19 protein-coding genes are annotated in these 20,328 nt (G+C 59.2%); 9 read left to right on the top strand and 10 right to left on the bottom strand.

What is annotated here, in order from left to right; translation table 11 throughout:
- The first annotated feature begins 11 nt into the window (after positions 1-11).
- From HKN06_11120 to HKN06_11135, 4 genes are all read left to right on the top strand, one after another.
- Positions 12-287, top strand: a complete 276-nt coding sequence (locus tag HKN06_11120; protein ID NNF61863.1) for a hypothetical protein — start codon at positions 12-14, stop codon at positions 285-287.
- Between the two features lie 111 nt (positions 288-398).
- Positions 399-875, top strand: a complete 477-nt coding sequence (locus HKN06_11125; GenBank protein ID NNF61864.1) for a hypothetical protein — start codon at positions 399-401, stop codon at positions 873-875.
- A 70-nt stretch (positions 876-945) separates the two neighbouring features.
- A complete protein-coding gene (locus HKN06_11130) occupies positions 946-1,782 on the top strand; it encodes a PDZ domain-containing protein (GenBank protein NNF61865.1) in 837 nt (278 codons plus the stop codon).
- Positions 1,783-1,854: 72 nt separating this feature from the next.
- On the top strand, positions 1,855-2,601 hold the full coding sequence (locus tag HKN06_11135) for a hypothetical protein (GenBank protein ID NNF61866.1): 747 nt from the start codon (positions 1,855-1,857) through the stop codon (positions 2,599-2,601).
- Here HKN06_11135 and HKN06_11140 read toward each other — a convergent pair.
- On the bottom strand, positions 2,598-3,449 hold the full coding sequence (locus HKN06_11140) for a sulfotransferase (protein NNF61867.1): 852 nt from the start codon (positions 3,447-3,449) through the stop codon (positions 2,598-2,600). The genes HKN06_11135 and HKN06_11140 overlap by 4 nt on opposite strands.
- A 130-nt stretch (positions 3,450-3,579) precedes the next feature.
- On the opposite strand from HKN06_11140, the gene HKN06_11145 reads away from it, so the two are divergent.
- The 4 genes from HKN06_11145 to HKN06_11160 all read left to right on the top strand — a co-directional run bounded on the left by HKN06_11145 (position 3,580) and on the right by HKN06_11160 (position 9,342).
- Positions 3,580-4,275, top strand: a complete 696-nt coding sequence (locus HKN06_11145; protein ID NNF61868.1) for an alpha/beta hydrolase — start codon at positions 3,580-3,582, stop codon at positions 4,273-4,275.
- A gap of 329 nt (positions 4,276-4,604) precedes the next feature.
- Entirely contained in the window at positions 4,605-6,563 is a 1,959-nt protein-coding gene (locus tag HKN06_11150) for a PrkA family serine protein kinase (GenBank protein NNF61869.1), read from the top strand.
- 14 nt (positions 6,564-6,577) lie between these two features.
- Entirely contained in the window at positions 6,578-7,849 is a 1,272-nt protein-coding gene (locus HKN06_11155) for a YeaH/YhbH family protein (GenBank protein NNF61870.1), read from the top strand.
- Positions 7,846-9,342, top strand: a complete 1,497-nt coding sequence (locus HKN06_11160) for a SpoVR family protein (GenBank protein ID NNF61871.1) — start codon at positions 7,846-7,848, stop codon at positions 9,340-9,342. Before HKN06_11155 ends, HKN06_11160 begins: the two co-directional genes overlap by 4 nt.
- Here the strand turns inward: HKN06_11160 and HKN06_11165 are convergent.
- The 5 genes from HKN06_11165 to HKN06_11185 are packed head-to-tail and all read right to left on the bottom strand — an operon-like array spanning position 9,339 to position 13,125.
- Entirely contained in the window at positions 9,339-9,989 is a 651-nt protein-coding gene (locus HKN06_11165; GenBank protein NNF61872.1) for a hypothetical protein, read from the bottom strand. The genes HKN06_11160 and HKN06_11165 overlap by 4 nt on opposite strands.
- A 1-nt stretch (position 9,990) precedes the next feature.
- Complete coding sequence (locus tag HKN06_11170; protein NNF61873.1) at positions 9,991-10,809, bottom strand: metal ABC transporter permease; 819 nt, start codon at positions 10,807-10,809, stop codon at positions 9,991-9,993.
- Entirely contained in the window at positions 10,806-11,555 is a 750-nt protein-coding gene (locus HKN06_11175; protein NNF61874.1) for an ABC transporter ATP-binding protein, read from the bottom strand. The genes HKN06_11170 and HKN06_11175 overlap by 4 nt, the downstream gene beginning before the upstream one ends.
- The gene (locus tag HKN06_11180) at positions 11,549-12,367 is read right to left on the bottom strand and encodes a zinc ABC transporter solute-binding protein (protein NNF61875.1); all 819 of its coding nucleotides are present in this window, start codon (positions 12,365-12,367) and stop codon (positions 11,549-11,551) included. The genes HKN06_11175 and HKN06_11180 overlap by 7 nt, the downstream gene beginning before the upstream one ends.
- Positions 12,364-13,125 (bottom strand): SDR family oxidoreductase, encoded by a 762-nt coding sequence (locus HKN06_11185; GenBank protein NNF61876.1) that lies wholly within the window; start codon positions 13,123-13,125, stop codon positions 12,364-12,366. The genes HKN06_11180 and HKN06_11185 overlap by 4 nt, the downstream gene beginning before the upstream one ends.
- An 87-nt stretch (positions 13,126-13,212) precedes the next feature.
- On the opposite strand from HKN06_11185, the gene HKN06_11190 reads away from it, so the two are divergent.
- A complete protein-coding gene (locus HKN06_11190) occupies positions 13,213-14,043 on the top strand; it encodes an SDR family oxidoreductase (protein NNF61877.1) in 831 nt (276 codons plus the stop codon).
- Between the two features lie 552 nt (positions 14,044-14,595).
- On the opposite strand, the gene HKN06_11195 is transcribed toward HKN06_11190, so the two are convergent.
- The 4 genes from HKN06_11195 to modB form a co-directional block, all read right to left on the bottom strand.
- Complete coding sequence (locus HKN06_11195) at positions 14,596-15,261, bottom strand: outer membrane beta-barrel protein (GenBank protein NNF61878.1); 666 nt, start codon at positions 15,259-15,261, stop codon at positions 14,596-14,598.
- The gene (locus HKN06_11200) at positions 15,262-18,411 is read right to left on the bottom strand and encodes a hypothetical protein (protein ID NNF61879.1); all 3,150 of its coding nucleotides are present in this window, start codon (positions 18,409-18,411) and stop codon (positions 15,262-15,264) included.
- Positions 18,412-18,512: 101 nt separating this feature from the next.
- Entirely contained in the window at positions 18,513-19,613 is a 1,101-nt protein-coding gene (modC, locus tag HKN06_11205) for a molybdenum ABC transporter ATP-binding protein (protein ID NNF61880.1), read from the bottom strand.
- Positions 19,606-20,310 carry a molybdate ABC transporter permease subunit gene (modB, locus tag HKN06_11210; GenBank protein NNF61881.1) on the bottom strand — a complete coding sequence of 235 codons (705 nt, stop codon included), beginning with the start codon at positions 20,308-20,310 and terminating at the stop codon, positions 19,606-19,608. Before modB ends, modC begins: the two co-directional genes overlap by 8 nt.
- Between the last annotated feature and the right edge of the window lie 18 nt (positions 20,311-20,328).

The raw sequence follows: 20,328 nt of genomic DNA on the forward strand, positions 1-20,328 counted from the left end.
ATAATTGCCCGATGACGCGCTACACCCACAGCATCCTGTTTTTCTTCGCAATCGCCCTGGCCCTTCTGTGCAGCTCGGTGCTGATGCTGTACCTGCAGCGGGTATGGGACGGGGCCTCTTTTGGCGCCCTGACCGGAACCGCGCTCGTGGTTGCAGTGTTACCTCCGCTGGCGGGCTCCCTGGCGAGCCTGCGACTGGTTCGCTGGCAGCAGCCCGCCACGGCCTGGGCGGTCTGCTTCGGGGTCCTTGTCATAATCACCGGCGCGGTCGCCAGCCGTCTGTTCTGACGTCGGGAAATCTTACAGCACGCTATAAAGCTGACTTTAAGAAAGTTATATAAGCCTCTGAATTAACGGGCTTATAAAGCTTGCTGGCACGTTTGTTGCTCCATTCAGGGCATGAACAGACCACAAGCCAGTGACTTAGCTTCGGGGCGACGCTTTGCCGATGATCGCCGTCTATCCCTCCAGGCGGTTAATCTGCGGCATCTTGGGCTGCAGGGACGGCGCCAGTCACCGCGTCGGGCCGAGGAAAACGGCGGCGGCTACGTCGACTGGTATGAGCCGCAGCTGGCGCTGCTCGGTATCGCCATCATCCTGTGCTCCTGCCTGGATGCCTTTTTCACCATCAACCTGATGCAGGCAGGCGCTGTGGAACTGAACGTCCTCATGGCCCGCCTGATCGAGACCGATATCCAGAATTTCGTCAACGCGAAAATCGCCCTGACCTGCCTGTGCGTCACGCTGCTGGTGATACACAAAAATTTCCGTGTATTCATGGGAATGAGCGTCAAGACGCTGCTGCAATGGATCCTCGTCGGCTACGTGACGCTTATCGGCTGGGAGCTATTCCTGCTGAGTAACCCGCCGGTCTGAAAGCTGCTGTAGCGAACCAAATCCGGCTGAAACGCTCTATCATTGATACCTCGCCAGCCGGGAGGCATCGATGTTGCGACAATTAGCCTTTTTTCTGCCCGTTTTCGTTGCGGGAATTGTCCTGGGCGCGTGGGCACGTGAGCCCGCTGAACCGGTCCCGCAGTCCGCACGTGATTTCGATCACGCAGCCGACTACCAGCGGCTGGAAACGATGATCACATCGCTCACCGAGATCGTTAACCTCGAAGTCGCGGAGAGACGCCGGCTGGAGGAACAACTGTCGAACCTGAATGACAAGGTTGCCGGCCTGGTGGGTGAAAGCGCGGAGCGTCGCCAGGCGGCGGCGAAAACGGAAACTTCCACCACCCGGTCCGCCGCCCCGAAACCCGTCGAGCGTCGGGTCCCCGGGGAAGTCGATGCAGCGCGGTTCGAGGCGGCCGGATTTGCCCCGGATGTGGCGCAGCGTCTGAAGCGTGATATGGACCAGATTGCGCTGGACCGGCTGTTTCTTCGCGACCAGGCTGTGCGTGAAGGCTGGCTCAATTCCAGCCGCTACCGCGAACAGCTTCGCGCGCTCAACCAGCGGCAGGAGGACCTGCGCAAGGACCTCAGTCCGGCAGACTACGATCGTTACCTCTACGCGCTCGGTCGCCCCAACCGGATCGTGATCAGCTCGGTTCTATCGGGATCGCCTGCCGATACGTCCGGGCTGCAGCCGGGGGACGCGATTCTCAGCTACAACGGCAACAGGGTTTACTCGCCGTCCGAAATTCGCCGTGAAACCAGCCGCGGCGATGCCGGCAGCGTGGTCCCTGTCGAGGTGCTGCGCAACGGACAAACCGAGGTAATTTACCTGCCGCGCGGCCCCCTCGGGGTAAATATGTCGTCTCTCAGTGCCCGCCCCTGAGGCGCGAACCAGGTCCTTCAAAAGCGGCTACGGCACGGGCATAGTGTGGCTGCCGAGAAGCAGGGAGACAGTGTGTCCAACGTCATTATCATGACCGCCGGTCTGGCGGGCAGCTCTGTCCTTACCGGGCTGGTAGCCCGGGCAGGCTACTGGACCGGTCGCGAGACTTTCAGGAAGGCCGACTACAACACCTACGAAAATCATCGGCTGATCGAGCTGAACCAGTCGTTATTCAAGGAAGTTGGATTTGATGGCAATTACACTGAAATTTTTCCCGGCTGGGTGATCGACGCCCTGCAGCACAAGGCAGACAAGATAGACGCAGGACCGTTCCTGGAGTTCATCGCAGAATGTGATCGCAACGGGCCGTGGATCTGGAAGGATCCGCGCCTCAACCTGACCATGCAAACCTGGGCACGATGGCTCGATCTGGAAAACATGCGCTTTCTCATGATAAGCCGGGAGCTGGGTCAGAGCTGGATCTCTTCGACCCTGCGCCGGCAAATCCAGACCTACCGCTACCACGCCGTTTACAACGATCGCGTCAGGCGTGCCATTCAGGCGTTTTTTGACCGGCACGGATTATCTCACCTGCCTATCATTTACGAGGACCTGATCGTGCACCCGGAGGACACGATCGACAAGCTCAATCAATACATCGGCACCAGTATCAGTATCGAAGACCTGAAGCAGATTTACTTCCGGGATTTATACAAGCGCCAGCATGGTTTGCGCAACATGACCAAGGCGACGATGATTTATCTGAAAAACTATCGCGCGCGGCGCTTTCTGGATTACGTTCCACAGACTGCAGACTAGCCGAGCCATCCGGACAGGTCGCGTCCGGTCATCGCCGCGACCCGCTCAATATCATCGCAATACAATTCTCCCAGCCTGGCGCGCAGCTCCGGCTGCATAACCGGAGCCCGCCGGCTGTTGGCCGCCAACATCCAGTGCCCAAGCCGGCGTACAGGTCGCGGGACAAAGGCCGACACGCGATGGCGCATGAGTTTGCTGGTCAATACAATATTGAGTGGCCTGAAGCGTGGATAGCTCGCTACGTTGTGACGCCGGGCATAACTTTCCGAAACAAAATGCTCAATACCGATAAAATCGAAAATCGAACGCATTACGTTTTCAATATCGGACTTGATGTCATCAAAAAACACAACTTTCAGTCGATCGCCGAATACGCTTTGGTAAGCGCCTAGCTTGTCAGCGTAAAAGCCACCGGAAATATAGCGTGCTGCTGGATCAACGAAATCCTTCTCAGCGACCGGTTTTTCCCCCTCACGGATGTGCATCAGGTAGCCGGACCAGGCGCGTTCGCGTGGGTCCCGCAGCGAAACAAGGATCTTTGCGCTCGGTAATTTCTCGGCGATCCTGGCCGGCGCCATCGGGCTATCAAAATAAATTGGTGATGCTTCGAATGCCAGCTGATCATCGCCGGCTGCAGCGAAACACTCGCAATATTCCTCCCACGATCGAATCGGGAACGGCAGGTCTGGCCAGCCCGCCGCAACAACCGGATCGTCGAGCGCAAAGTAGTTCAGCTCCTTGTGCCGGGTTGCGAACACCCGCGGGTGTTCACTCAGGTATCGGTGCAGCGAAGTCGTGCCGCACTTGGCGGCACCGGCGATCAGGAAATCAGGCGTGCGTGGCAACAAGGGTACTTCCAGCGATTGCTCCGAGCGTCATAGCTTACACACCGCTGTAGCAGCGTGCATGGCAGCATGAAATCCATCCTGCTTTGCCGTAGGCTCTGCCAGCCTGATTGTCTCCGCAAGGACCGGATCCATGCAGCTGCCCGTGCACGACATAAAGATCCACTTACCCGAACAGGAAGTGGATGTAAGCGGCCTGGTGTTGCGGCCGGAGAACGCCCGATCAATGCTGGTAATCGGGCATGGGGCGGGCGCGGGGATGACTCATGCATTCCTCGACTCTCTCACTCAGTTGCTGGCAGCAGCAGACGTTGCAAGCCTGCGCTACAACTTCCCGTACAAAGAACACGGCGGCAAGCGCCCCGACCGCACCCGCGTCCTGACCGATACGGTAAAAGCGGCCGTATCCGCGGCACGCGAACACGCAGGTGCATTGCCGCTTTTTGCGGGCGGCAAGTCCATGGGCGGGCGCATGACCTCGTTACAGCTGGCGGAGGACGGTCTGGAAGGCGTTCAGGGACTGGTGTTCTTTGGCTTTCCGCTGCACCCGCCGGGCAAGCCCGGAAAAACCCGGGCAGATCATCTCGCACAGGTCCATACACCCATGCTGTTTCTGCAGGGCAGCCGCGACCGGCTGGCTGATATCGGACTGATGCGAAACGTCGTTACAGACCTGGGCTCCTTTGCCACACTGCACGTGATCGAAGATGCGGATCATTCGTTCGCCATGCTGAAACGGTCGGGTCGCAGTAATGCCGATGCGCTGGCGGAACTCGCCACACAAGCTGGTCAATGGATCGACAGCCAGCTGGATCAACCGCCCGCCTGAACCATTTCTGAACCTGCCCGGTTCGACCCCACCGTGTCACAGAAGTGTCGGCTTTCTGGCGCAATGACGCCGGAACACGGGTCCGCTTTTCCCGTTCTAATCCGGTAAGGCCCGCTGCAGGCGCCTTCTGCGGTGCCAGACAGCCTTCAGGCCGGTGGAATCGTGCTGCCAAAGCAGCTTTTTCCGGTGGTTAAACCGTGACTCTGGTCACGGAATGCAGCCGCAGCCGGACGGTAATTTATGTAAAGCCAGAGAACCTCTCTGGCCTGATGGATGACACACGGGCCGTGTCGTCCGCAGCTACGTAGCAGACGCAGGGGTAACCAGGCATGTTGACTGACGCACCAACGGCAAAATCATCGGCAAAGGATATTTTCAGCCGCCATCTGGCACGCTATGAACGGACGCAGGAAGATGTCATCTCGCTGCAGGAATATCTCGACATCTGTCGCGACGATCGCATGGTGTATGCGCACGCTGCCGAACGATTACTCGCTGCGATCGGCGAACCTGAGCTGGTCGACACGCGTGAAGACCCCCGCCTGAGTCGCATTTTTTCGAACAAGATCATAAAGCTCTACCCTGCGTTCAAGGATTTTTATGGTATGGAAGACACGATCGAACAGATTGTGTCGTACCTGCGTCATTCGGCCCAGGGCCTGGAAGAAAACAAGCAGATTCTCTACCTCCTTGGCCCGGTAGGCGGCGGCAAGTCTTCCCTCGCAGAAAAACTCAAAGCGCTCATGGAAGAAATGCCCTTTTATGCGCTGCAGGGATCACCGGTAAATGAAACGCCGCTGGCGCTGTTTGACCCCGATGAAGACGGCGCGATCCTCGAGGAAGACTACGGTATACCGCGTCGCTATCTCACATCGATCATGTCGCCGTGGGCCGTCAAGCGCCTGCAGGAGCACAACGGGGACGTGACAAAATTCAAGGTCGTGCGGCGCTATCCGTCACGGCTGCAGCAGGTTGCCATTGCGAAAACCGAGCCTGGAGACGAAAACAACCAGGATATCTCCTCGCTGGTCGGCAAGGTGGATATCCGCCAGCTCGAGCATTTTGCCCAGCATGACCCCGACGCCTACAGCTATTCGGGCGGCCTGTGCCTCGCCAACCAGGGCCTGCTGGAATTCGTCGAGATGTTCAAGGCCCCGATCAAGGTTCTGCACCCGTTGCTCACCGCAACGCAGGAAAGCAACTACTGCGGCACCGAGGGCATGGGCGCCATACCGTTTGACGGAATAATTCTTGCCCACTCCAACGAATCAGAGTGGCAGGCATTCAAGGGCAACAAGAATAACGAGGCTTTTCTCGACCGTGTCTGCATCGTCAAGGTGCCCTACTGCCTGCGTACGACAGATGAAATTCATATTTACGAGAAATTGCTGCGTGAGAGCTCCCTGTGCGAGGCACCGTGCGCTCCCGATACACTCAAGATGTTGTCGCAGTTCATGGTCCTTTCACGGCTCAAGGAACCAGAAAACTCCAGCATCTACTCAAAGATGCGTGTGTATGACGGCGAGAACCTGAAAGACACCGATCCAAAAGCCAAGTCTATTCGTGAATACCGCGACTATGCCGGCGTCGACGAAGGTATGAATGGTCTGTCCACCCGCTTTGCCTTCAAGGTGCTTTCCAAGGTTTTCAACTTCGATCATTCCGAAGTGGCGGCCAACCCCGTGCATCTGCTGTACGTCCTGGAGACACGCATTGCCAACGAGCAGTTTCCTCCAGAGGTCGAGGAACGGTACCTGAGCTATATGAAGGAATTCCTTGCGCCCAACTATGCGGAATTCATCGGCAAGGAGCTGCAAACCGCTTATCTCGAGTCATACCACGAGTACGGCCAGAACCTGTTCGACCGGTATGTGACCTACGCGGATTTCTGGATCCAGGACCAGCAGTATCGCGATCCGGATACCGGCGAGCTGCTCGATCGCAAGGCTCTCAACGAGGATCTCGAGAAGATCGAGAAACCAGCCGGCATCAGCAATCCCAAAGACTTCCGCAACGAGGTTGTCAATTTTGTTTTGCGTGCCCGTGCCAAGAATTCCGGCAAGAACCCCAACTGGACCAGCTACGAGAAACTGCGGGTAGTCATCGAGAAGAAGATGTTCTCGAAGACCGAAGACCTGCTGCCGGTTATCTCATTCAACCCGAAGTCGTCTGAAGACGACCAGAAGAAACATCGCGACTTTGTCGATCGGATGGTTGAGAAAGGCTATACACCCAAACAGGTTCGGCTGCTGTCCGAATGGTACCTGCGCGTCCGTAAAGCATCCTGAGTGGTAAGCACCGGGTGACACACGTTGTCGACAGGCGTCTCGATGGGCGCAACAAGAGTGCTGCAAACCGGCAGCGCTTTCTGCGCCGGTTCAAGAAGCAGCTCAAGCAGGCCGTGGCTGATGCGTCCGCGAAGCGGAGTATTACCGACATGGATCGCGGTGAGCAGATTACGATTCCTGCCGACGACATATCCGAGCCTATTTTCAGCCACGGGCGTGGTGGCAGCCGCGAAAACATCCACCCGGGCAATAAGGAGTTTATCCAGGGCGATCGGGTCGCGCGGCCACAGGGTGGCGGAGGTTCCGGTGGTGACGGCGAGGCGAGCGACTCCGGTGAGGGCGAAGATGAGTTTGTCTTTGAACTGTCACGCGACGAGTTTCTCGATCTGTTGTTCGAGGACCTGGAGTTGCCAAACCTGGTAAAACGCCAGCTGGCACGTGACCCGGAGTTCAAGCGAGTACGAGCCGGCTACACCAGCGACGGCATGCCATGCAATATCAATGTTGTGCGCTCACTGCAGCAATCCCTGGCCCGGCGCATCGCGCTGACGGCTGGGCCAACGGCACGGCTGCGCCAGGCTGAACGAGAGCTTGAAGCAAAGCTGGTCATAGCCGGCGAAGACAGCGAAGACGAGGATACAGCCACGCTGCGGGCAGAGGTAGATACGCTCAAGCGCCGCATTCGGGCGGTGCCGTTTATCGATACGTATGACCTGCGCTACAACCATCGGATCCAGCAGCCGCAGCCCAGCACGCAGGCAGTAATGTTCTGCCTGATGGATGTTTCCGGCTCAATGGACCAGGAACGCAAGGATCTCGCCAAGCGATTCTTTACTCTCCTCTACCTGTTCCTCCAGCGAAACTACGAGCGGATCGATGTGGTCTTTGTGCGCCACCATACCGTGGCGTACGAGGTCGATGAGGAAGAGTTCTTTTACGCCCGTGAGACCGGTGGCACGGTGGTGTCCAGTGCGCTGCACCTGATGCATGACATCGTGCGTGAACGCTACCCCAGCTCGCAGTGGAACATCTATGCCGCACAGGCGTCCGACGGCGACAACTGGCGCGACGATTGTCGCGGCTGCCGCAATCTTCTGGTCAGCGACCTGATGCCGCTGGTGCAGTATTTCTCGTATGTCGAGATAAAACCGCTCCGGCACCAGCTGCTGTGGCACGAGTATCAGAAAATTGCTGACGCGTTCCCGAATTTCGCCATGCAGCAAATCGACGGCGCCGGCGATATTTACCCGGTATTTCGCGAGCTGTTCAAGCGGGTCGAATCGTGAGCCGGGACAGCTACATTTCCACCAGCTCCGAGTGGACATTTCCGCTGCTGATGGCCTATGACGAAAAGCTGGGCGAAATCGCCGCGGAGTTCGGTCTGGATACCTACCCGAACCAGATCGAAATAATCACTGCCGAGCAGATGATGGATGCTTACGCGTCATCAGGTATGCCGATTGGCTACCATCACTGGTCGTACGGCAAGCAGTTCATGAACGTAGAGAAGACCTATCGGCGCGGCCGTATGGGCCTGGCTTTTGAAATAGTCATCAATTCCAACCCGTGTATTGCCTACCTGATGGAGGAAAACACGATGGCGATGCAGGCGCTGGTGATAGCGCACGCCTGCTACGGCCACAATTCTTTTTTCAAGGGCAACTACATGTTCCGCACCTGGACTTCGGCGGATGCGATCATCGATTACCTGGTCTTTGCCCGCAACTACATCAGGCAGTGCGAGGAGCGTTATGGCACTGACGAGGTCGAGAAGCTGCTTGATTCATGCCACGCGCTGATGAACCAGGGCGTTGACCGCTACAAGCGGCCTGCCCCGCTGTCGCTGGGCGAGGAACAGCAGCAACAGCGTGACCGGGCAGAGTACCTGCAGTCGCAAGTCAATGAGCTGTGGCGCACCGTGCCACAGCGGATGCGGGATGAAGAGCTGGCCGAGGAAGCACGCTTCCCGGCGGAACCACAGGAAAACCTGCTCTATTTTGTTGAAAAGCACGCACCGCTGCTGGAACCGTGGCAGCGTGAGATTGTCCGCATCGTGCGCAAAGTGGCGCAATACTTCTATCCGCAGCGCCAGACAAAAGTCATGAACGAGGGCTGGGCCTGTTTCTGGCACTACACGTTGCTGAACGAACTGTACGATCGCGACCTGGTCGACGAAGGTTTCATGCTGGAATTTCTGCAGTCACATACAAATGTGTTATCGCAGCCCGGCTTTGACAGCCCGTTCTACAGTGGATTGAACCCCTACACACTGGGCTTTCACATGATGATGGATATTCGTCGTATCTGTGAAGACCCGACAGACGAAGACCGATACTGGTTTCCCGATATCGCCGGCACCAACTGGAACGAAACACTCGATTTCGCCATGCGCAATTTCAAGGATGAGAGCTTTATTGCCCAGTTTCTGTCGCCAAAGGTAATCCGCGACCTGAAGCTTTTCGCCGTGCTCGACAATGATCAGCGAGAGGAACTGGAGATTTCGGCAATACACAACGAGCAAGGCTATCGCCGCCTGCGCGCCGCACTGGCTGACCAGCACAACCTGCACAGCCTCGAACCAAACGTGCAGGTGTACGAAGTACAGCATCGCGGTGACCGCTCCCTGACGCTACGTCACGACCAGTACCAGCGCCGCCCGCTGAACGACGACACGCTGGCAGAAATGATGCGCCACATGCACCGTCTGTGGGGCTTTCCGGTACGCCTGGAGACCTCTGATGACGGCGCGCGCTACGAGATGGCTGCGGAGTGCGGCTAGTCCCCTGACTTCAGCCCGCCGTTTTCGCGGGCAAACTGCAGCGCTGTTTCAAAGGCCCCTCGGGTAAACTCGAGCACTCTTGCGTAGGCTTCATCGCTCAGCTCGCGTGCATCATCATTGCTGCGATAGACGTTGATGAACTGGCGTTCCCGCTCAAGCTGCAGCGGCAGACGACCTATGCCCCAGTTCTGCAGCACGCCCCAGGCCTCAGGGTTGTAGGTACGCAACATCCGCAGCACAAACGGTACCGGGTCGTTGCGCGCGACCAGGGAAGCCATGCGCAGGATCGTCTCGAAAGGCAGCGTTGCGGTGCCCGACTCTACCGCCTCGAGCAGGCTGGCATCGCGCATATCCAGCGCACTGGCCAGGTCCTTGACGGTCAGCCCGGCAACCTCGCGCAGGTCACGCAGATAGCGGCCTGCGTCGTACATCATTTTCAGATGATCAGGCTGGAACTCACCGGGTTCGCGCTTTTCCGCCAGCACTGCCCGCGCCACACGCAGTGGCACCTCGCTGGTGCGTGAAGCGAGCTGCAGCGCGCTCTGGGTCATGGCAGCGGCAACCGCTGTCACCAGTGCACCGATTTGTACGTCTTCGTCGCCCCGGGGCTCGTCAGTACCGTCGTTTTTTTTGTCTTCCGTTGTCATTCTACCTGTCCCGCTGGCGGCCAACTAACAGTACTCCAAGGTAACCCAGCCCCGCCAGCACAATAATTGTCGCACCTGCCGGCAGGTCCGGGCCATACGACAAGGCCAGCCCGGCAATTGTGAGCAGCGCCCCGATGATCGAGGCCCGCACCATCATTCCCGACAGGGTCGAACTGAACTGGCGTGCGATTGCCGCCGGCAGCGTCAACAGGGCAATAACCAGGATCAGCCCCACTACTCGTATCAGCACCACGATGGTGAGCGCGACAAGCACCAGCAGCAGCAGGTAGTAGAACGACACGTTCAACCCGCGCGCCCGCGCGAATTCCTCATCGAAAGCTACCGCGAGAAATTGCCGGTAGAACAGCAGAACCACTACAACAATAATTGCGTTGAGCGCAGCCAGGAAAATCAGATCGGCGCGATTGATCAGCAGGATATTGCCGAACAGATAGCCCATGAGATCGGCTGTATAACCCGGCGTTTGCGAAATAAACAACACACCGACAGCCATTCCTACAGCCCACAGGGCAGCAATTATTGTGTCCTCTTCCTCGCCAAAGCGCAGCCGTACCCAGCCAATGATCAGTGCGGCAATTACCGCGGCCACCAGTGCGCCCAGCAGCGGGCTCTGGCCGAAAAAGTACGCCACCCCCATGCCACCCAGCAGCGCGTGAGCGATACCGCCGGCCAGCAAACCGAGACGCTTGACCAGAACATAGGGGCCGATGATGCCGCATGCCAGGCTGGCGAGCAGCCCGCCCGCCAGCGCGTACTGCAGAAAGCTGTGATTTACCAGTGCGGCGGCAAAGTCGCTCATACGAGGTCTCCGCCAGCAGCACTGTGATCAATAACGCGCACACCGTGCCCGTATAGATCATGCAGCACTTCCGGCGTAATTTCGGCAGTATGATGACAGGCCACCGTCTGGTTGACGCAGGCCACTCGCGAGACATAGGCGGAAACAAAGCCCAGATCGTGCGACACCAGGACGACTGCCATGGTTTCGCTCAGCTCGCGCAGGAGTCCGAATATGCCCTCTTCTGCCGCCACATCGACATTAGACGTCGGCTCGTCAAGCAACAGGATACGCGGCTGGCCTGCCAGGGCTCGTGCAATCAGCACTCGCTGCAGCTCGCCTCCGGACAGATCGCCGATCGGTTTTGCCCGCAGGCCCCAGACGCCAACCTGCGTGAGCGCCTGCTGTGCAGCTGCGCGGTCCACTGCCGAGTAACGGCCAGGCGTCATGCCCGGCTGCAGCCGGCCCAGCAATACAGTCTGCTCGACCGAAATAGGGAAATCCCGACGAAACGTCGCGAATTGCGCCACGTAGCCGATAGCTCCGTGCGCCTGGCCGGGTGATTGCCCCATCACGCTGACCTTGCCGGCGACAGGAGTCACCAGCCCGAGGATTACACGCAGCAGCGTGGTCTTGCCGCTGCCGTTCGGTCCAACGACCCCGAGAAACTCGCCGGCATGGATATCCAGATCGACATCCCGCAGCACGGCCGCGCCGGACAACGAAACCGAAACGTTGCGCAATGAAACCAGCACTTCGGTCACCACAATACTCCGGCAATCGCCTGCGCCGCCTGGCGCAGGTTGTTTATGTAATCACCGTTCAGTGGGTCAACTGTTACCAGCTCCACGCCGAGATCAGCGGCAAAGCGGCGCGCATGCTCGGCCGAACTTTGCGGCTGCACGAGCATAAAGCGGCCGCCACCGGTGGCAACCAGTTCGCGCAGTCCGGCGAGCGAACGGGCGCCAGGCTCCTTGCCGTCGTGCTCGACCGCCACCTGCTGCAATCCATAACGCGCGGCAAAATGACTCCAGGCCGGATGGTAGACAAGAAACCGGCGCCGTTCCTGTTCGGCCATCAGCAGGCTGATACTGTTGTCCAACGCGGTGAGACTGGCTACCAGGATCGCGTGATTTTCATCCAGCCTGGCCCTCGCAGCAGGCAGCAACTGCACCAGTTCCGCATGAATGATGTCACTCATCACAATGGCCTGCTGCGGGTCTGTCCAGCGGTGAGGATCGCCGTCGTCCCCGGCCGGGTGCAGCGTGACGATTTTTACATCCGGCAACAGACCGGTCAGTTTGGGCAGCCAGACACTCTCGAATGGCATTCCCAGGCTGAAATAAATGGCGGCGCGATCGGCATCGGCAAGCTGACGTGGCTGCGGCTGGTAGTGTTCAGCGTTCTGGTTGGCGCCGACCATGGTCACCACATCGAGCCGGTCACCGGCAATCTGCTGAACCAGGAACGCGACCGGTGCCAGCGTTACCAGCACGGTGGGTCGTGACGCACTTTCAGGCGCTGACCCATTGCATCCGGCCAGGGAAAGTAAAAAGCACAATGCCACGAGCGGCTTCACGCCAGGAAGCCTCCGTCGACAGGCAGACTGGCCCCGGTCACGTAAGATGCAGCATCGGATACCAGGAACAGCACGGCCGGCGCAATTTCCTCCGGTCTGGCGATGCGGCCCAACGGGATCAGCGGCAGCACTGTTTTCAGAACCTGTTCATTGCGCGTGATGGCAGACGCGAATTTGGTGTCGGTCAGGCCGGGTAACACGGCATTAACGCGGATACCATCGGCTGCGCACTCCCTGGCGAAGGACTGCGTCATGTTGATGATGGCTGCCTTTGTCACCGAGTAGATGCCCTGCCAGGGCGCCGGGCGCACGCCATTGATTGACGCGATATTCACGATCGCGCCACCACCGTGTTCCCGCATCCAGCAGCCGGCCTGACGGCTGAAATAGAAAAAACCGCGCAGGTTGACCTCGATGGTTTTGTCTACCGAACCCATGTCGGTGTCCAGCACCGGTCCGAAGTACGGGTTGGCGGCGGCATTGTTCACCAGAATATCGAGCCTGCCGTGTTGCGAAGTTACTTCGCCCACGAGCCGGTCGATGTCGTCGGTGCTGCCGGCATGGCAGACAGCAGCCTCGGCTGAACCACCGTCGGCGCGAATTGCCGCGGCAACGGCTTCTACGCCTTCCTGGCGGCGGCTGCTGACTACGACGTGGGCGCCGTGGGCCGCAAGCAGCCCGGCAATGGCCTGGCCGATTCCGCGGCTGCCGCCTGAAACCACGGCAACACGTCCGTTAAGATCAAACAGGCCGGCCATATATTGCTCCCGGGGCAAAAACCGCACGGTAGAGACCTGCCGTGATCGTGTCAAACCTCTGCCGTCGCGCTACACTGCCGGCCAGTTATGGCTGAGCGCTTCCCGCAAAAACGCGTATTCATTACCGGTGCCGGCAGCGGCCTGGGCCTGGCCATAGCACGACAGTTCGCCACCAATGGTTGGCGCGTGGCGGTCACGGACGTTGACCCTGCCCGGGCTCGCACGGCGCTGGAAGAAGTACGCTCTTGTGGCGGCGACGGCTTCTGGGCTGAGTGTGACGTGCGCTCCGCTGACCACATGGAGCAAGCCCGGGAGCGGCTGCAGCAGGAATGGGCCGGTGTCGACGTTATTGTCAATAACGCCGGCGTGGGCAGCGCCGGCACCGTTATCGATACCCCGCTGGAAGACTGGGAATGGGTACTCGATATCAACCTGATGGGGGTGGTCCGTGGCTGCCATCTGTTCGCCCCACTCCTCGCCGCGCAGCGCAGCGGCCATATCGTCAACATCGCCTCGTTTGCAGGCATAGCGCAGGCACCCGCCATGGCTGGCTACAACGTGGCGAAAATCGGCGTCATCGGCCTGTCAGAGAGCCTGCGGGCCGAGATGCAGCCACACGGGGTAGGCGTATCGGCGGTCTGTCCGTCGTTTTTCAAGACCAATATTCTTGAGCAGTTCCGCAGCCCCGATCCCAGGCTGCGTGATGTGGCCGACAAGCTGGTCAACCGGGCCTCTGTAACGGCTGACGACGTGGCCAAAGATATCTTCAAAGGCGTGCAGAAGAACCGATTCATGATCATTCCGCATGCCGAGGCGCGCTGGTTTTACCGCTTCAAGCGCTTCGCCCCCGAGCTTTTTTTCAAAATCCTGGGCCCGCAGGCCGCCCGCATGATGGGCGCCGACAAATCCGGCCGGTAGGCCCGACTCTATTGCGGGCCTGCCCGAATAGTCTGCACAGCATCGGTTTGGCCATGCAGCGAATGGAACAACGACAACGGCAGGTTCGTACTACCGCAGGCAGACCGCGGTCACTAGTGGCGCCTCTGGCATGGCTTGCCACTGGCCTGGCCCTGCTGAGCGGTTGCGCTGTCAACGAGTGGACAAAGTCGACACCCTGTTCGTCCGAGTGGAATCGCGAAGTGGAGACTCTGTTGGGAACCGGTGATGGTCAGGGGCACGGTCCGGATGTCGGATCCATGGAATGGCGCTCCGTTGTGGAGTTCAGGCTCGGGATCCGGGAAAACCCGGGCGTACCCGCTCGCGGCTCTCAGGAGTGGTGCAGCTTCATAGATCGAACGTTGGCAAAGCGGCGCTACCAACACCGGCCATAAGCAATCCATGCCCTCGTTTTCATTTCCTGACCGGGATGTCCTGGCCACGAAGTCGCTGTGCGCCGTGTGCTGTTTCCTGCACGCATATAAAAAAAGGCCTGCGTATTGCTACGCAGGCCTCTGATGCATCAGCTTACGTTTACTGGTGGCCCGCTGCGAAGCGATACTCCACACCGGCTGACCAGTAGCTTGTTGAGTCGGCCAGGTTGAACACTTCAAAACCGAGAACGCCGCGCCATTGCGGAGTGAAGTCCCAGCCGACGGCAAAACCGTAGTACGGATCGGCCTCGACTTCATCCTTGCCGCGAACGCCGTTGACCTTGCGTTCTGAATCGGCATCGATCATGCCGAGCTTGGCAGCAACGCTGAACTTCTCGGCAGCCGGCCCCTGCATGCCCATGCTGGCCAGCGTACCGCGGGCAACAGCCGCCAGGGTGATGCCGCGCGGCATTACGGGCAGGCTGTCCGCGACGTCCTGCGTGAACTGGGCCGCGCTAGTCGGTGCGATGTTTCCCGTCACAGACGAATTCACTTCGCCCAGGTCGACCCAGCCCAGCTCTACAGCAAACAGGCTGGTAAACCTGAGACCAACATGAAAGCGCCAGCCGCTGTCCTCGGCGTCAATGGTGGCGCTGGTTACGTCATAACCCTTCGCCACCAACCCGCTGACCAGTGCAGCGGCGTTCGAATCGGCATCGGATTCACCGCCGCTGATGCCGCCATACCACTCATGTTCAGCCGCGGCCGGCCCGGCAATAACAACTGACGCCAGCAAGATTACTAAACCATACAGTTTCTTCATCACTCAGGCTCCTTTCTGGATACGACGGCCGCGCATAAACCACAGCCAACTGGCGAAGATGAGCAGCCACGGCGCCGTGGCACCGTTGCCACCGCCATCACCGACGAGGTTGGTAACGACGGTACCCGGATCTACTGTGATTGCGAAGCTCTGCACCGACTGCTGCGGTACAAAGCCGTTATCCGCAGCCTGGACGCTGACCTGGTTGGAACCGATATCACCTTCACCGGGGGTACCGCTGATAGTGGCAGTGCCATCGCCATTGTCAGTCAGGGTCAGCCACGACGGCAGCATTAATGCCTCAAAGCTGATGCTGCCACCATCGGCATCGGTGGTGGTGATGGTAAAGCTGAACGGCTGACCGACAATTGCATCAGCTGCCGGCGGCGAACTGGTAAATGCCGGCGCGCTAATGTTCGAATTCTTTGCCAAACCCAGAGGCACTACGATCTGGCCATTAGCGGCGAAATCGGCATCACCGGGATTACCATCCTCCAGCATGATGATCACCTCATTTGGTGTCCCGCCCAAGGTAAAGGGTAGCGACACCCATCCATCGGCGGCATTCCAGACGAACAGGAAGTCCATCGCAGGATCGTATTCAGACGGCAGCGTCAAGGTTAACGTCGTTGCACCGCCGGTTTCGACACCATTGATGATGGCGCGGAAAAAGCCGTCTATGAAATCAACACCTGCGGGTACGCCCGGTTGTGCCGATGCCGGCAACTGGTCTACCCCGAGCGCCTCAAGGAAAAATGCAACGCCGCCCGCAGCGCCAATCGTGGCGATGCCGGTGTCGGTCGCAGTCTGGACCGGCGCCGCGGAAACGCGTTTCGCAACGATACTACGGACGCCAGTCGCCTCCTCATGGTCGGCTCGCTCCTGCAGCAGAGCCCGCCCGCCGTCCAGTGGCACGTAGTTATTACCCGTTCGGCTCTCGGCGGTTTCCGAGACGAGGATCGGCTCCGATGCTGTGCCAGTGCTCGTATCGTAGGACATGAAATACACCGGCGCCGAGCCATAGCCACCACCCTCGTTCCAGGTGATATCAATAACACCCGGCGTGGCGCTCATGCGTGACTCCACATACCAGGGATGACTGCCATCAGGCTCGGTAAGCATGGTTATCGGGGTTGCGGTAATCGCTTCGGCCGATGCCGCATCGCCACTCTGGTCGTCAAGTGATGGATCCAGCGCCATGTAGGTTATTGCGGCGAAAGAGCGGTAGTTGCTGCCACCACGGGTTTCCGGGGGCGTGTCGTCGCCAAAACCGAAAACAATATGCACGATATCATTGGCGTCAACCGACAAGGTGCTGTGCTTGGCACCGCTGAGACTGCCTTCCGGCGTCACGGGAGTCGGCGCGATCAGGGTCGAGCCATCTGCACCGCTCAGCATGCCGTAGTACAGCCGGAAGCGTACCGGGAAATCATCGTAGTCGCTGCTGTAGACGTAATGCACGTCACCAGCGCTGTCTACGCCCAGGCCAATTGTCGGGTGACAGGAGTCCAGGTCGTTGATAACGGAAACCTCCGGAAAAATGTCCGCGCCGTCAGGGCCAACCTTGAAATAACTGATAGTGCGCGTGCCATTGCATCTCTCGCCAGCCATGATGTGCGCGTTACCGTCGGCATCGAGCGTCATCGCGCTGTGGGCCAGAAACAGTGATGAATTGAGCGGGCGCTCGGCGATGGGGCCAATGACCATCAGGTCAGCCGCACTACCATCCTGGTCATCAGCAGTAATATCCAGGACCTTCAGGTGCAACTTCGGAACACTGCTACCATTCTCCTGCCACACGACATAAACAACACCGGCATCTGTGGCCGCCACCTGCGCCCGGACGTTCTGACCCGTGCCGGGGCCGCCAACGCCCGTCGCGCTGACCTGTGTTGGCGCAATAAGCATGCTGCCATTACTGTCGAGCAGCGTGTAGTAAACCTCTTCGCCTGAACCGCCACGCTCCGGGCTCAATTCCCGTGCGGTATACACAATGTGCAATTTGCCGGCAGCGTCTTCCCAGACTTCCGGTATTTGTGCGTTGTCGAGCCCCTCGCTTAGCAGCAGCGGTGCAAGGCCCGCATTCGCCACCAGTGGATCCAGGCCACTATTAACCTCGCCCGAATCGGACACACCGTCCCCATCTGTATCGGACTTGGCTGGATTTGTCCCCAATGCGACTTCATCTCCATCACCGAGAGTGTCACCGTCGGTGTCGGTCTCGGTGGGATCCGTGCCAAGATTATATTCTTCCAGGTTGGTGAGACCGTCGCCGTCGAGGTCGCCTGCGGCATCGGCCATGTTATTCGGGTCGAGGCCGAATAGCGTCTCGTAAACGTTAGGCAGACCATCCTCGTCGTCATCTGCAAAATTCCAGTTCTGAATCTGCCCGAGAACCGCACCAAGGCCAAGATAGATCTGCGGATAGTCCAGATTGGCCAACGCATTTGCCGAGGTTGTTGCGTCTTCCGCAGTTACATCCATCGCCCCCAGCGTCATATAAGTGATGGTTTCACCCGGCTGCACCGTTACGCTGTCCCAGGTCCAGTCGACATCATCGTTGCCGCCCAGTGGTACTGAAACGACATCCGCCGTATCCGCGCCGCCGGTACCGTCCCAGACATGCGTCACGATCGGGTCATTGGTGTCACCGTTAGTGACTATCCACGAATCTTCAGTAGTCGCTAACGCGTCGCCACTCGAGCTGGTAACGATGGTTGTACGGCTGTCTGACCCGAGGTCGGTTTCATTAGACACGGCCACCGTGATCGCTTCCGTCCCGGGATTCGTCAGCGTGTTGATGTATCGGACGAAATTGACTTCCTGCGGCACAAAGACCCTGCGAACCACATCAAGCCCCGACATGGACTGCACAGGAAACGTAATTTCCCGACCACTCTCGTCGAATTCCGGTGTACCGGGTGGGTCGTACCGGGTCCCGTCGATACGCATGTCCCAGCAGTCATCGCAGGCATCACTCAGTGAGTCGACACCATCGGTCCACCGACCATCATCAAGACCGCCTTCGTTCTCATTAATATCGTAGGTGAACCCAGCGTCGTTAACGAGATCGATATCGGCGAAGGCGGGAAATGCGGCCAGCGCAAAAAACGGAAACAGAACAAAGGTTCTGAAGAGGCGAGAGATCGGCATATTCAAGTTCTCCTGGTTGCCTGGTCAGCGCGCCTGGACGCGCGCGTCATTGCCGCTGACCTGTCTCGGACGGACGTAACCATAATTAAGTTATACAGATATCACAACGTTTCACGAACCTGCCCGAAAGGTTTCACGGCGACGCCTTTTATCTGAGCCGTAACCTGTCTGCCCTCGGCCAGCGCGAGTTCATGAAGTGACATACGGGAGATATTCGCCAACAGGCGAGCTTTTCCCCCGACAATAAGTTCAATCTGTACGTACGGCCCGCCAGTGTCTGTGACACAGTTCACAGTTGCCCGGAGCTGGTTGAGAATCGAACTGCTCCCGGGCTGCTGCAATGACAGGCTGACATCACGGGCCAGCACACGAACCCGGACCCGGCCGTTTGCGGCAACCAGGTCGCCGGGCACGCGTAGCGTACCGCCCTCAAAGGTTAACGTTGTTACCTGGCTTGATGGATCGTGGCTTTCCACCATTGCGTCGATAAATACGCCCGTCTCATCGCTGCCGAAAATGGCCGGGTCGCTCAGCAGTGCCGCGACGCTGCCTGCCGCAGTGATGACGCCGTCACGCATCACGATCAGATGGTCACAGAGGTGGGTGATCTCGTCCACGCTGTGACTGACATACAGGATCGGAATGGCCAGCTCCGAATGCAGCCGATCAAGGAATGGCAGGATCTGGCGTCGACTGTCGCTATCCAGCGCCGCCAGCGGCTCATCCATCAGCAGCAGCCGCGGTGCTCGCAACAGCGCCCGCGCGATTGCCACCCGCTGGCGCTCGCCACCCGACAGCTGGGCAGTCGGCCGCCCGACCAGCCGGTTGATGCCGAGCAGTTCACAGACCTGTTCACGGCCCGGTTCAGGTCGCTGTGACGCCCGCTTCAACCCGTAGTCGATATTGCCTGCCACATCCAGATGCGGAAACAGCCGTGCATGCTGGAACACGTAACCTACTTCCCGGTGATGTGGCGGAACGAAAATCTTCGCGCTGCTGTCCTGCCAGGTAGCACTGCCAACTTCGATGCGGCCGCCTGCGTGTCGCTCAAGGCCCGCCAGACAACGCAGCACCGTGGTCTTGCCACTGCCGGAGGCCCCGAACAGGCCGGTGATGCCCCGTGCCGGCAGGTCAAATCCGGCCTGCAGCCGGAAGCCCGGCCGCTTCAGTTCGATATCGCAACGGCCGAGACGCTCAGGCATGACGGCGCGGCCGGTTGATCAGGTAAAGCGACAGCAGCGCCACGAAAGCGAATGACAGCAGGATCCCTGACAGCACGTGGGCGCTTTCGTAGTTGAGGCTCTCGACATGATCGTAAATGGCAATCGATATCACCCGCGTTTCACCCGGAATGTTGCCGCCGACCATCAGCACCACACCAAACTCGCCCAGGGTGTGTGCGAAACCCATCACTGCGGCCGTCAGGTACCCACGCACGGATTGCGGTACCGCCACGGAGAAAAACACATCCAGCGGCCGGGCACCGAGCGTTGCGGCGGCCTCCAGCGTACCCTCGCCCACCGACTGGAACGCATTCTGCAGCGGCTGCACCACGAACGGCAGGCTGTACACACATGATGCGATCACCAGTCCGGTAAACGAAAAACTCAGCGCCTCGCCGGTGAGCGAGACCCAGAAGCGACCCACCGGGCCCGCCGGCCCCAGCAGTATCAGCAGGTAGAAACCCATCACTGTGGGCGGGAGCACGATCGGCATGGCCACGACGGCTTCAACCGGTGCGCGCCACGCACCGCGGGTGCGCGCCAGCCACCAGGCCAGAGGCGTACCCAGCACGATCAGAATGACTGTCGTGATACCGGCCAGCTGCGCCGTCAGCCATAACGGGCCGGCACCGGGGAAATGCGGCAGCCAGCCATCGAGCCCGACGCCGTCAGTCATTACTGCCTACCCGCTCGC

Source organism: Gammaproteobacteria bacterium (assembly GCA_013003425.1).
GTDB lineage: Bacteria > Pseudomonadota > Gammaproteobacteria > Steroidobacterales > JABDKV01 > JABDJB01.